This is a genomic window from Arthrobacter sp. 05T444 (genome assembly GCF_056395905.1).
This window is the reverse complement of sequence record NZ_JBFTKK010000022.1, coordinates 13048-25911: the sequence shown is the minus strand read 5'-3', so window position 1 is coordinate 25911 and position 12864 is coordinate 13048. Positions and strand designations below refer to the sequence as shown.

Sequence of the window (12864 nt, the reverse complement as noted above, 5' to 3'; positions counted from 1 at the left end):
AAAATGCGCGTCGGGAAAAGTATTGGACATCTTCGCGGGGTTGTAAAGAGGCTTGACAAGTATTGCTGTCGGATGAACTGCCCCCCGGACCCCTCCCGGGATTCACCCTCGTCCCCCACCGGACGCGCGGCCGGCCGAGGAGGCAGCCAAGTCACCGAATTGTGACCCGGACTACTTGACGGCATTCTTTGTTAGCGTTCACAATGAGTCGCAGAGCTCATCGGCTCACTTGCAGCAATGGCGGTGTTCGAGATTCTCCCGCCTGCATGTAACTAACGCTTCCGGGAGGATGTTGTGTTTAAGAAGTCCCTTATTGCGGTTGCCGCCGCATCGATGCTTACCCTGACCGCCTGCGGCGGAACCGGCAGTGCTGCCGGCAACGCGGGCAGTGACAAGGTCACCATGGGTTTTGCCCAGGTCGGTGCCGAAAGCGGCTGGCGTACGGCCAACACCAAGTCTGTTCAGGAGTCCGCCAAGACGGCCGGGATCGACCTGAAGTTCTCCGACGCGCAGCAGAAGCAGGAGAACCAGATCAAGGCGATCCGCTCCTACATTCAGCAGAAGGTCAGCGTCATCGCCTTCTCCCCCGTAGTGGAGTCGGGGTGGGATACCGTGCTGAAGGAAGCCAAGACCGCGAAAATCCCCGTAATTCTCACCGACCGCGCGGTGGATTCGTCCGATAAGTCCCTGTACAAGACGTTCATCGGTTCTGATTTCGTCGAAGAGGGCAAGAAGGCCGGAGACTGGCTCGTCAACGATTCCAAGTCCGCCTCCGGCGCCGTGAACATCGTCGAAATCCAGGGCACGACCGGATCCGCGCCGGCCAATGACCGGAAGAAGGGTTTCGCCGATGCCATCCAGGCTGACCCGAAGCTCAAGATCATTGCCTCCCAGAGCGGGGACTTCACCCGCAGCGGCGGCAAGCAGGTCATGGAGGCCTTCCTGAAGAACAACCCGAAGATCGATGTTGTCTTCGCCCATAACGACGATGAGGGCCTAGGCGCCATCGAAGCCATCGAAGCAGCCGGCAAGGTCCCGGGCAAGGACATCAAGATCATCACCATTGACGCGGTGAAGGACGGCATGACGGCCCTGAGCAACGGCAAGATCAACTACATCGTCGAATGCAGCCCGATGCTCGGTGACCAGCTCATGGATCTGGCGAAGAAGGTTGTCGCCGGTGAGAGCGTTCCGGAGCGTGTCGTGACCAAGGAAACGACCTTCACCCAGGAGCAGGCGAAGCAGGTTCTCGCCAGCCGCCCTTACTAAGTCCGGGCACCCCTGAACGACCGTGCGGCGGCGGATCACCGCCGCCGCACGGCAGCCCGCCGCTCGGCAGAACTAGCACAGAAAAGATGCGAGGATGAACGAAATCGTTCCGGTCGTCGAGATGACCGACATAGCTATTGGATTTCCAGGAGTTAAGGCGCTCGACGGAGTCGACTTCCGCCTGTTCCAGGGTGAAGTGCACGCCCTCATGGGAGAGAACGGTGCAGGCAAGTCCACCCTGATCAAGGCCTTGACCGGCGTGTACACCATTGATTCCGGCACGATAACGGTGCTTGGCGCGCCCCAGCAGTTCTCGACTCCCGCCGAATCCCAGGCGGCCGGCATCAGCACCGTCTACCAGGAAGTCAATCTGTGCACCAACCTGACGGTTGAAGAAAACGTGCTGCTCGGACGGGAGCCGCGCCGCCGCGGCACCATCGACTGGAAGGGCGTCCGTTCCCGGACCAGGGAGGTCCTCGCAGAGCTGCATCTGGGCCATGTTGACCCCGGATCCCTGTTGTCCTCCCACTCGATAGCGGTCCAGCAGCTCATCGCCATTGCCAGGTCCGTGGAGATCAACGCCAAGGTCCTCATCCTGGATGAACCAACATCGAGCCTCGATGCCGATGAGGTCAACCAGCTTTTCCGTGTCATCCGGGACCTCCGTGACCGCGGAGTGGCCATCCTGTTCGTCTCCCACTTCCTCGAGCAGGTCTACGAGATCTCCGACCGCATGACCGTGCTCCGCAACGGCAAACTCGTGGGCGAGTACATGACCCGCGACCTCTCCCGGATGGAACTCATCTCCAGGATGATCGGCAAGGACATGGAAGCCCTCGCCGAACTGGACCACGCCCCGGCCCGGACGCGGGCCGGTTCAGCTGCCGGGCTGCCACCCTTCCTTGAGACCAGCGGTCTGGGCCGGAAAGGATCGGTCTCCAACGTCGACCTATCCATCTACCCCGGTGAAGTCGTCGGGCTCGCGGGTCTGCTCGGAGCGGGCAGGACGGAGATTGCCCGGCTCATCTTCGGCGCCGACAGGGCCGATGAAGGCTCTCTCAAGATCAAGGGAGACAGCCAGAAACTGCGCTCCCCCCGCACCGCCATCGACAAGCGCATCGGGTTCTGCTCCGAGGACCGCAAAGAGGAAGGCCTCATCGGAGACCTGTCCGTGCGCGACAACCTGGTGCTCGCCATGCAGGCCAGCAAAGGCTGGGCCCGCCGCATCCCCCGCCGTGTCCAGGATGAACTGGTAGCCGAATACATCGCAACCCTGGACATCCGCCCCGCGAACCCCGATGCGCTGATCCGCAACCTCAGCGGCGGAAACCAGCAAAAAGTTCTCCTCGCACGCTGGCTGGTCACCTCCCCCGAACTGCTGATCCTCGATGAACCGACCAGGGGAATCGACATCGGCGCGAAAACCCAGATCCAGAAACTGGTCAACAAGCTCGCGGACGAGGGGATGTCCATCCTCTTCATCTCCTCGGAACTGGAAGAAGTACTTCGCCTCAGTGACCGCATCGCGGTCATCAAGGACAGGGCGATGGTCGCCGAAATCAAGAATGACGACGTCTCCGTGGAAGACGTCATGACGGTCATCGCCGGAGGTGCCCAATGAAATCCCTTATGAAAAACCGCATTGCCTGGCCGGTCATCGCCCTCACCCTGCTACTGCTGCTGAACCAGATCTTCCGGCCGGACTTCCTGAGCCTGAGAATGCAGGACGGCCACCTCTACGGCAGCATCATCGACATCATGCGCAACGGCGCTCCCACTATCCTTATCGCCCTTGGCATGACCCTGGTCATCGCCACCCGGGGCATCGACCTCTCGGTCGGCGCCGTCGTGGCGATCGCCGGCGCAGCATCCTGTGCCTACATCGTAGCCTCCCCGGAACCGGCCTCTCCCGTCACGGCCGCCACGGCCGTTCTCATCGCAGTAATCGCCGGGCTCCTACTGGGGGTCTGGAACGGCTTCTTGGTCTCCACCATCGGTGTGCAGCCCATCATCGCAACCCTGGTCCTCATGACCGCCGGACGCGGCATCGCCCAGCTCATCACCGGCGGCCAGATCATCTCCGTCTCCAACGACTCCTACAAGTCCATCGGCGCCGGATACCTCCTCACCCTTCCGATCTCCATCCTGATCACCGCCGCCGTCTTTGTGCTCGCCGCCGTCCTCACCCGGCGCACGGCCCTGGGAACCCTCATCGAAGCCGTCGGCATCAATCCCGTCGCCAGCCGGCTCGCCGGTATCCGCGCACGGAACATCATCTGGATCGTCTATGTCTTCAGCGCCGCCTGCGCCGCAATCGCCGGCCTGATGATCAGCTCCAACGTCACCGCCGCCGACGCGAACAACGCCGGACTCTACATCGAAATGGACGCCATCCTCGCCGTGGTCATCGGCGGCACCTCACTCGCCGGCGGCCGGTACACGCTGGTGGGAACCGTCGTCGGAGCCTTCATCATCCAGACCCTCACCACCACCGTTTACACCCTCGGTATCCCGCCGGAAGTGACGCTGGTCTTCAAAGCCCTCGTCGTCATCACCGTATGCCTGCTGCAGGCACCAAAGGCACGGAACCTGCTCAGGAACCTCAAAGCCGGCCCCAAGCCCGGCTCAAAGAAACCCGACTCGAAGGAACTCGGCTCTAAGGAAAAGGTCGCCGTCTGATGTCACCCCTGTCCACGCTGACGCCACCGACAGTCAAGAAGCCCTCCCCCGCCCGCAGCCGCATTCGCGGAGGAGCCCGCTATGCGCCCACCCTTGCAACACTCGGGCTCTTCATCGCCATGTTCGCCGTGGGCGCCGGGATGTACCCGAGCTTCCTCTCCGGCCAGGTGTTCCTAAACCTCTTCATCGACAACACCTTCCTGATCGTGCTCGCCGTCGGCATGACGTTCGTGATCCTGACCGGCGGCATCGACCTCTCCGTCGGAGCCGTCGTCGCACTGTCGATGATGGTCAGCGCCACCCTCCTCCAGCACGGCTGGAATCCGGCCGCCGTCATCATCCTGGTGCTTCTTATCGGCGGCGGGCTGGGCCTGCTGATGGGGCTGATCATCCAATACTTCGACATCCAGCCCTTCATCGTCACCTTGGCCGGCATGTTTCTCGCCCGTGGCCTCTGCTACGTCATCAGCCTCGACTCGATCCCGGTCACGGATGAATTCTTCACGAACATGGCCCAGGCCCAGATCCCGCTTCCGGGGGACCTCTTCGTCTCCCCCGGCGTTCTCCTCGCCCTCGCGATTGTGGCCATAGCCTTCTTCGTCCTGCACCACACCCGCTTCGGGCGGACCGTGTATGCGATCGGGGGCAACGAACACTCCGCGATGCTCATGGGACTGGCGGTCACAAGGACCAAAATCCTGGTCTACGCACTCAGCGGCCTCTGCTCCGCCATCGCCGGAATCCTGTTCTCCTTCTACAGCCTCTCCGGCTACAGCCTCGCAGCCCAGGGCATGGAACTCGACGCCATCGCCGCAGTTGTCATCGGCGGCACCCTGCTGACCGGCGGAACCGGCTACGTCCTGGGATCTGTGGTGGGCGTGCTCGTACTCGGAATTGTCCAGACCTTCATCGCCTACGACGGAACCCTCAGTTCCTGGTGGACCAAGATCGTCATCGGAGGCCTGCTCCTCGTTTTCATCCTGCTCCAGCGGCTATTCGCCAGAAGAGCCTAACTGCGGCAGTCCCACGCCATTTCCAGCCCTCCGTGGCTGTCCGGATTTGTTCACACACCAATTCATCAGCTCCATAACCATTTCACCCCTTCGCTGCTGCGCCGCGCGGGCTGCCGATTAGTGCTGCCGCCCGCACGCTGCGAAGGGGACCCAGGAAGGATGCCTTCAGCATGAATGTTCCCATCAACACGCAGTTTTCACGCCGCTCGTTCCTCGGCACCGGGACTGCCACAGCTGCCGCTGTGCTGCTCGCCGGCGCCGGCGCCGGCGCTCTGGTGACTGCACCAGCCGCGGCTGCCGCCCCCGCCGGTTCAGCACCGGTCATCAACCCCATCGTTCCGCAACGGGCGGACCCGTGGCTCATGAAGCACACGGATGGCAAGTACTACTTCACCGGCTCTGTGCCCGAATACGACCGGATCGTCCTCCGCTCTTCATCCTCCATCTCAGGACTGGGCGGCTCCCCGGAAGCTGTGGTCTGGACACGGCCTGTCACCGGGACAATGGGAGGCTACATCTGGGCACCGGAGCTGCATCACTTTGACGGGAAATGGCACATTTACTTCGCCGCCGGCGACAGCGACGACGTTTTCCGGGTGCGGATCTACGTGATATCTACCGCCGCCGCGGACCCGACCACTGCGGTGTGGGAGCCGCCAGTCCGGGTGTACACGCACGCCGACTCTTTCTCACTGGACGCCACCACGTTCGAGCACGCCGGCACGCGGTACCTGATCTGGGCCCAAAGCGACACCGGCGTGAATTCGAGCCTCTTCATCGCTTCCATGTCATCACCGTCCACTCTCTCCAGCGCTCCGATCCGCATCGCAGTGCCAACCCTGGCCTGGGAAACCCGGGGATACAAGGTGAACGAAGGGCCCGCCGTGATCAAACGGAACGGCCGCATCTTCGTCACCTTCTCCGCCAGTGCGACGGACGCCAACTACTGCATAGGCCTGCTGACGGCGAATGAAGACGCCGATCTGCTTAACGCGGCCTCCTGGACCAAGGCCCCGACGCCGGTTCTGGCTACGTCCGACGGGTCAAAGCAGTACGGGCCCGGTCATAACTCCTTCACGGTGGATGAAGCAGGCAATGACGTTCTCGTTTACCACGCCAGGTCCTACCGCGACCCGATCGGCAACCCGCTCTTTGACCCCAACAGGCATGCACGTGTTCAGCGACTGTACTGGAACGCAGATGGAACGCCCGATTTCGGCGTTCCCGTCGGGGACGGCGAACTGCCCGTCAGAATGGAACCCGCATCGGCCCCGGGCGCCTACCTGGTCCATGACGGAACAACCGTCACCGCCTCGTCGGCACCGACGCTGGGAGCGTCCCAGTTCCGGATTGCTCCCGGCTACGCCAAGAAAAACTCCGTCGTCATCGAACCCGTCCTGGCCAAGGGGCGTTATCTTCGGATCCAGGGCTCAACGGTGGCGATCGCTTCCACCGCGGGGTCGTCGTCGGCGTTCATCCGGCGGGGTGGCCTTTCAGATCCGGCAGGAGCCTCATTCGAGTCGGTCGACCTGCCCGGTTCGTATCTGTTGCTCCGGCAAGGCGTCCTGACCGTAGCCAAAGTCGGCAAGAACGACAGGGCCGCCGCAACTTTCCTTCTGGACTCCTGACCGCACGGTAAGGGTACGAATCACTGGTGATGTGGTGGTTCCACCGCAGGGCCCGGCACGCTCCCCGCTGCCGGGCCCTGCGTTTGCCACCCAGCGTCAACGCAACGGGGGGACGGGCCTGCGTCAACGCAAATCGAGCGACGGGCCTGACGCTGGGGAAGCAAAGGCGGGAATTGATCAGCTGGATCGGCGGCGCCTATCCAGCCGGACGCTCACGGTCCGGACGGTGACGCAGTGGTGGAGCGAACCACAAGCCTTGGGCTCACGACTGACGACGCACCGGAATGGCCGTTGGCCATATCGAAGAGAAGCATCTGCATGCAGCGGGCTCCGAGTTCCTTGAACCCCTGATTGACAGTGGTCAGGGGCGGGACCAAATAGGCGGCCTCAGGCTGGTCGTCGTAACCCACAACACTGATGTCCAGCGGTACGCGAAGGCCGGCCTCGCTAAAGGCACGCAGGGCGCCAAGCGCCATCTGGTCATTGGCCGCGAAAACGGCGGTGACGTTGCCGGCGGCCGCAAGTTCAAGCCCGGCCCGGTAACCGCTTTCGGCGCTCCAGTCGCCTCGGATCAGCACGGAGTCGGGCAGCCCTGCCTGGGCCAGAGTACGCCGCCAGCCGTCAATGCGGGCGGCTGCGTCGATCCAGTCCGGCGGCCCGCAAACATGCGCGATGGCTGTATGGCCAAGGTCCATCAGGTGCTGCACGGCGAGGCTGGCACCCATCCGCTGGTTCACCGCGGCGACGCTCAGCCGCTCGCCAACGCCGAAGCCCACAGCCACCAGCGGGACAGCCATGCTGATGGTGCTCAGCGATTCAAACATTGTCTCGTGGGGCACGATGACGACGATGCCGTCCACTGACTGCATCATGAAGTATTCGAGGGCGTCCTTGATCGCGGCCGAAGTGACTTCGTCAAGGCTGGCCATGCTGACGAAATAGCCCTTGTCCCGCGCTGCCTGCTGCACCCCCAGGAGCGTATTGGCCGGACCGTAATGGGACATGTCACTGCCCAGAACGCCGATGGTCTGGGACCTTCTCGTGACCAGGCTGCGCGCTGCCGTGTTGCGGCGATAGCCCAACTCTGCGATGGCCTTTTCGACCCGGTCGCGGGTTACCGTGCTGACGTTCGGATGGGCGTTGAGGACGCGCGAGACAGTCTGGTGTGAAACGCCGGCCAGTTTGGCCACGTCCTCCATCACGGGGGGACGCCTGATCTCTGAACCCAGTGACATTCCCACCCCCGACGTTAGCGCTAACAATCAGCTTACCAGCCCGGGTGCATTTGGGACGCCGGAAATTTCTGCCGGGGCGGATCAGACGGGGGCGATCAGCCGGGCGGATTGGGCTGGAGTGCGGCGATCAGGCGGGGGCAGAGGTACTGCGCCGCACCACCAACTCGGGCTCCACCACCGTGGCGCTTACGCCGTCGCCGTCCCCGATAGCGGTCAGCATCAGATCCATGCAGCGCCGGCCGAGCTCCTCGAAGTCCTGGCGGACCGTGGTGAGCGGCGGCGTGAAGTAGCCCGCCTCGGGCTGGTCATCGAAGCCGACCACGGAGACGTCCTCGGGCACGCGGACTCCGGCCTCATTGAAGGCGCGCAGCAGGCCAAGCGCCATCTGGTCGTTCCCCACGAAAATCGCGGTGGCGGTGCGTTCCGCGGCGAGCTTCCTGCCGATCTCGTAGCCGCTGCCGGCGCTCCAGTCACCAGTCATCAGGAGATCGTCCTCAAGGCCCGCGGTACGCAGGGCGGCGCTCCAGGCCTCGGCCCTCGCTACACCGTCGATCCAGTCCTGCGGTCCGGCGACGTGCCCGATCCGCCGGTGGCCCAGGTCAATTAGATGCCCGACGGCGAGTTCGGCCCCCCGCGTCTGGTCCACCATGGCGCCGCTCACGGCGTCGTTTCCCAGCGAACCGACCGCCACTACCGGTACACCGAGCTTCAGTTCCGCGAGGGCGAGCAGGGTTTCGGAGTGGGGCACGCTCACCACGATGCCGTCGACGGACTGGTCCATGAAGTGCCTGACGGCGTCGAAAATGGATTCACGGCTGACGGACTTCAGCGCCGCGATACTGACGAAGTAGCCGGCGTTCCGGGCCGCCTGTTCAACCCCCAGCAGCGTATTGGCAGGACCGTACTGGGAGAGCTCGCTGGCCAGGACGCCGATGGTCTGGGAGCGTCGGGTGACCAGACTCCGCGCCGCCGTGTTGCGCCGGTAACCCAGTTCGGCAACGGCCGCTTCGACCCGCTCGCGCGTGGCCTTGCTGACGTTGGGGTGGTTGTTGATCACGCGGGACACTGTCTGGTGCGAGACCCCGGCGAGTTCCGCCACATCCTCAAGCCGCGGCAGCCGCGCGTTGCTTTTCGTCATGGGCTTATTCTGCGCGACTCGGCGGCACAAGCACGAATAGGCACCCGCCGAAGGCAGAAAGAAGGCACAAAGAGGGCAAACAAAAAGTCCCCGGTTTCCTGTTGCCAGGGAACCGGGGACTTTCCACTCTTCGCTAAAAGAGTGGGCCCTGTGGGGCTCGAACCCACGACCCACGGATTAAAAGTCCGATGCTCTACCAACTGAGCTAAAGGCCCAAACTGACCGTTGAAGCGCGTGCCAGCGGCACACAAGACGCGTGTCAGTTCCAGTCCATTTCTGGACGTTTAATACTGTACCGCAGTCCGCGGCGCCTTACTGACGGGCCTGCCGCCGCCGCCGTCGTTTTCAATTCTGTCCCGCCTGCGGCCGCGACGCTGCCCCCGGGGGGCCAAAACCCCGCGCTCGATTACCGTCCGGCACAGGAGTAGCGTGGGACCATGAGCGAGAAAGCAGGAACCAGCGGTCCGGGCGGGGCGGAGCGGCACCACAAACCGAAGCCTTTTGCGCCCATTGATTTTGAGCCTTTCGCGGGCGGTGCGGATCCGGCACGGGTCTCCGAAGCGGCCCACCTGGCGGCCCAGGCGCTGGTGCGCCACGGCCGCGACAGCGACGATCCCGTCATCACCAGCCGCCTCGTGAAGCTGGCCGACGAGCAGGGCCTCGAAGCCATCGCCGAGATGTGGGCCGAAAGCCCTGCACGCTCGCTGCCGGGCGCCCTGTGGCGGCTGTACGCCCTACGCGCGGCGACGGTCCAGGACCCCGAACGCATCTCGGTCTACTTCAAGGCAGGCAAGGACACGGCCCAGGTCTCCAACGTCGTGGCGGGAGCCGCTGAGCCGCCAGGGGCCGACGAAATGAAGACCATGGCTGATGCCATCTTGTCCGGAGCATTCGACGGCGACTTCGATGTCGCGCTGGAGCGTTCGGCCGCCTTCTGCCGGGTTGTTGCGCTGGGACAGGCCACCCTGGCCGACGGTGCGGACCACAGCAACGAGAGCCACGCACGCAAGCTGACGCGGAATTCGCACCTGCTGGTGAAGACCGCCGAGGATCTTGAACATGCAGCCAATGCGTGGCGGCTGGGCGAGCTGGACTGACCCCATCGGACCGGATCTGTCAATGTTGACTTGGTCCCGCCAAAGTAGAACACTGAAACTGGTGCCGAGCCGCGAAACCCCCGGGCTTCAACATTTAGCCGCCTAGAGCGGCCTACCGCCGAGAGGCGTATCCGGTTCGGCACCATTTTCATGCCCGGATGCAGCTGCCGGTAAAGTACTGACTAGCTGCGGGCCGGCGTCAAGTCATACGGGCCGCGGTTCCCCGCCCTGACGATCCTCCGGAGACCGGTACTCATGAAGCTGCGCCTTTTTCCCCAGGAGCCCGCGGGGCTGAACCTCCTTTCGCAGCTGGCCCGGCAGATTGTCTTCGCGAGTGCCACCATGGCGGAAATCCTGGGCGCGCCGGCCAGCGAGCATGACCGGCTCGTGGACGACATGCACAACCACGAGGCCAAGTCCGCCGAACTGCACTTCGCCCTGCTGACCCACATGCGGACCAGTTTTGTAAACCCGCTCCCGCGCGAGGACATGTACGGGCTGTCCCTGTGCCTCAATGAGGCCATGGAGAGGCTGGACGCCGCCGCTGAACTGGTGGCGCTGTACAAGCTGGACCGGCTTCCGAAGCGCGCGGCGGATCAGCTGGAGATCATCAGCCGCCAGGCCGAGCTCACAGCGGACGCCATGCGCCGGCTGAATGACCTGGACGAACTTGAGGACTACTGGATCGAGATCGTGCGGCTGGCCAAACGTGCTGAACGGACGCACCGGGTCTGGGTGGCGGACATGCTGAAGGACATGAAGTCCGCGCAGTATGCCCGGAACAGGGACATCGCCAACCAGCTGGTGGATGTCACCAAGGACATGCGGCGCATCGCCACCCAGGTAGGCAGCATCATCGTCAAGGAATCATAAGGTGACGGCGTTCATCTTCGGGCTTGTGGTGGTTCTTGCCGCGGCTTTCGCCTTCATTAACGGCTTCAGGGACGTCTCCAACTCCGTGGCCGTGGCCGTCCGGACCCGTGCTCTGACGCCAACTGTCGCGGTGCTGCTGGCGGCCGTCTTCAACTTCGTGGGCGCCTTGCTGAGTGCCGGCCTGGCGGTGGCCATCAGCCAAAACTGGGTAACTCTGCCGCAGGGCGACAGCGGTCTCACTGTCCTCGTGGCAGGGCTGGCCAGCGCCTGCATCTGGGGCCTGCTCCTTTGGTGGCGGGGTGTGCCCTCGTCCTCCACCCATGCACTGGTTGGCGGGTTGGCCGGCGCCGGAACCGCGAGTGTGCTGGTGGGTGGAAACTCCGTAAGCGGCGTGGATCAGTCTCTCCTGTTCCAGGTGGTGCTCCCGCTGGCCCTCTCCCCGGTCATCGCGTTCATTGGCGCCTACCTGCTGGTCTTCCCTGTCACGTGGGCAGCCCGGTATGCGCAGCCGAGCGTCGTCAATCAGCGTTTCCGCGCTGCCCAGTCAATAGCTGCGGGCGCCGTCGCGTTCGGCCACGGACTCCAGGACGGTCAGCGTGTCAGCGCCGTCCTCCTCCTGGCCACCCTGGCGGCGGGGTACGGCGACGGCGGTTCGGTCCCGTTCTGGGTAGTGATGCTCTCGGCGGTCATGATCGCCGTCGGCACGCTGTTCGGGGGCTGGCGGATCTGCCACACGGTGGGATACAAGCTCATTCGGATAGATCCGCTCCGCGGGGTGGTTGCGCAGGGCTTCAGCGCCATCCTGCTCTTCATCGGAGCTATCGGGCTCCACTGGCCCATCTCCACCACGCACACCGTCACGTCAGGGGTGCTCGGTGCAGGGGAAAACCAGCACGTGTCCGGAACGCACCGGAGGCTCGTGGCGCAGATCCTCTCGCTGTGGGTCCTGACCCCCGCTGCCACGGCAGCCGGAGCATTCGTGCTGGCGCTTGCGCTCTCTCCGCTCACCGGGGCTTAACCGCGCATCGGCTGCTCCGTAACTGTTCACTTGGCCAGTCACGGAACAACCGATGGGTGTTTAGCGGGCGGCGTGGCCGCCGCGAAGTCGCTTAGCTGCGCGAAGGGGTTTATCCGAAGCGGCCGGAGACGTAGTCTTCCGTGGCCTTGTTGCTGGGGTTGTTGAAGATGGTGCTCGTCTCGGCGAACTCGATGAGCTTGCCCGGCTTGCCGGTACCGGCAATGTTGAAGAACGCCGTCCGGTCGGACACGCGCGCTGCCTGCTGCATGTTGTGGGTCACGATCACCACGGTGTACTGGTCCTTCAGCTCGTTGATAAGGTCCTCAACGGCCAGGGTGGAAATCGGATCCAGAGCGGAGCACGGCTCATCCATGAGGATCACCTGCGGTTCCACGGCGATGGCACGGGCGATGCACAGGCGCTGCTGCTGGCCGCCGGACAGGCCCGAGCCGGGTTTTTCCAGCCGGTCCTTGACTTCGTTCCACAGGTTGGCGCCCTGGAGCGAGCGTTCCACGAGGGCATCAGCCTCGCCCTTGGAGATCTTCTGGTTGTTCAGCTTCACGCCGGCCAGCACATTGTCCCGGATGGACATGGTGGGGAACGGGTTGGGCCGCTGGAAGACCATGCCGATCTGGGAGCGCACCGTGACGGGGTCCACGCCCGGGCCGTACAGGTTGTCGCCGTCGAGCAGGACTTCGCCCTCGACGCGGGCACCCGGAAGGACCTCGTGCATGCGGTTGAGCGTCCGCAGGAAGGTGGACTTGCCGCAGCCGGAGGGGCCGATGAACGCCGTAACGGACTTGGCTTCGATGTTGATGCTGACGTCCTCGACGGCCAGGAAGTTGCCGTAGTAGACGTTCAGGTCTTTGACGTCGATGCGCTTGGACATGATGTTCCTTAACTTGCTGGTATGG

General features: G+C 63.8%; 11 protein-coding genes and 1 tRNA gene. 8 read left to right on the top strand and 4 right to left on the bottom strand.

Annotated features, from left to right (window positions below):
* Positions 1–294 precede the first annotated feature (294 nt).
* The 5 genes from AC1DD3_RS18035 to AC1DD3_RS18015 all read left to right on the top strand — a co-directional run bounded on the left by AC1DD3_RS18035 (position 295) and on the right by AC1DD3_RS18015 (position 6589).
* Positions 295–1269 (top strand): ABC transporter substrate-binding protein, encoded by a 975-nt coding sequence (locus AC1DD3_RS18035; RefSeq protein ID WP_230119249.1) that lies wholly within the window; start codon positions 295–297, stop codon positions 1267–1269.
* 94 nt (positions 1270–1363) lie between these two features.
* Positions 1364–2890, top strand: coding sequence for a sugar ABC transporter ATP-binding protein (locus AC1DD3_RS18030; RefSeq protein WP_230119248.1), 1527 nt, complete (start codon positions 1364–1366; stop codon positions 2888–2890).
* Positions 2891–2898: 8 nt separating this feature from the next.
* Positions 2899–3948, top strand: coding sequence for an ABC transporter permease (locus AC1DD3_RS18025; RefSeq protein WP_230119247.1), 1050 nt, complete (start codon positions 2899–2901; stop codon positions 3946–3948).
* Complete coding sequence (gene yjfF, locus AC1DD3_RS18020) at positions 3948–4961, top strand: galactofuranose ABC transporter, permease protein YjfF (protein ID WP_230119246.1); 1014 nt, start codon at positions 3948–3950, stop codon at positions 4959–4961. The genes AC1DD3_RS18025 and yjfF overlap by 1 nt, the downstream gene beginning before the upstream one ends.
* 170 nt (positions 4962–5131) lie before the next feature.
* Positions 5132–6589, top strand: a complete 1458-nt coding sequence (locus AC1DD3_RS18015; RefSeq protein WP_230119245.1) for a family 43 glycosylhydrolase — start codon at positions 5132–5134, stop codon at positions 6587–6589.
* 212 nt (positions 6590–6801) lie between these two features.
* Here the strand turns inward: AC1DD3_RS18015 and AC1DD3_RS18010 are convergent, their stop codons facing one another.
* From AC1DD3_RS18010 to AC1DD3_RS18000, 3 genes are all read right to left on the bottom strand, one after another.
* Complete coding sequence (locus AC1DD3_RS18010) at positions 6802–7824, bottom strand: LacI family DNA-binding transcriptional regulator (protein WP_476882202.1); 1023 nt, start codon at positions 7822–7824, stop codon at positions 6802–6804.
* 127 nt (positions 7825–7951) lie between these two features.
* A complete protein-coding gene (locus AC1DD3_RS18005) occupies positions 7952–8962 on the bottom strand; it encodes a LacI family DNA-binding transcriptional regulator (RefSeq protein WP_230119243.1) in 1011 nt (336 codons plus the stop codon).
* 142 nt (positions 8963–9104) lie between these two features.
* Positions 9105–9177 (bottom strand) — tRNA-Lys (locus AC1DD3_RS18000).
* Positions 9178–9399: 222 nt separating this feature from the next.
* Between AC1DD3_RS18000 and AC1DD3_RS17995 the strand changes: the two genes are divergently transcribed.
* The 3 genes from AC1DD3_RS17995 (at position 9400) to AC1DD3_RS17985 (ending at position 11950) form a co-directional block, all read left to right on the top strand.
* On the top strand, positions 9400–10059 hold the full coding sequence (locus AC1DD3_RS17995) for a hypothetical protein (protein WP_230119242.1): 660 nt from the start codon (positions 9400–9402) through the stop codon (positions 10057–10059).
* A gap of 255 nt (positions 10060–10314) precedes the next feature.
* On the top strand, positions 10315–10932 hold the full coding sequence (locus tag AC1DD3_RS17990) for a DUF47 domain-containing protein (RefSeq protein WP_230119241.1): 618 nt from the start codon (positions 10315–10317) through the stop codon (positions 10930–10932).
* A gap of 1 nt (position 10933) precedes the next feature.
* The gene (locus AC1DD3_RS17985; RefSeq protein ID WP_476882201.1) at positions 10934–11950 is read left to right on the top strand and encodes an inorganic phosphate transporter; all 1017 of its coding nucleotides are present in this window, start codon (positions 10934–10936) and stop codon (positions 11948–11950) included.
* 109 nt (positions 11951–12059) lie between these two features.
* Here the strand turns inward: AC1DD3_RS17985 and pstB are convergent, their stop codons facing one another.
* Complete coding sequence (pstB, locus tag AC1DD3_RS17980; RefSeq protein ID WP_205655225.1) at positions 12060–12839, bottom strand: phosphate ABC transporter ATP-binding protein PstB; 780 nt, start codon at positions 12837–12839, stop codon at positions 12060–12062.
* Positions 12840–12864: the final 25 nt, after the last annotated feature.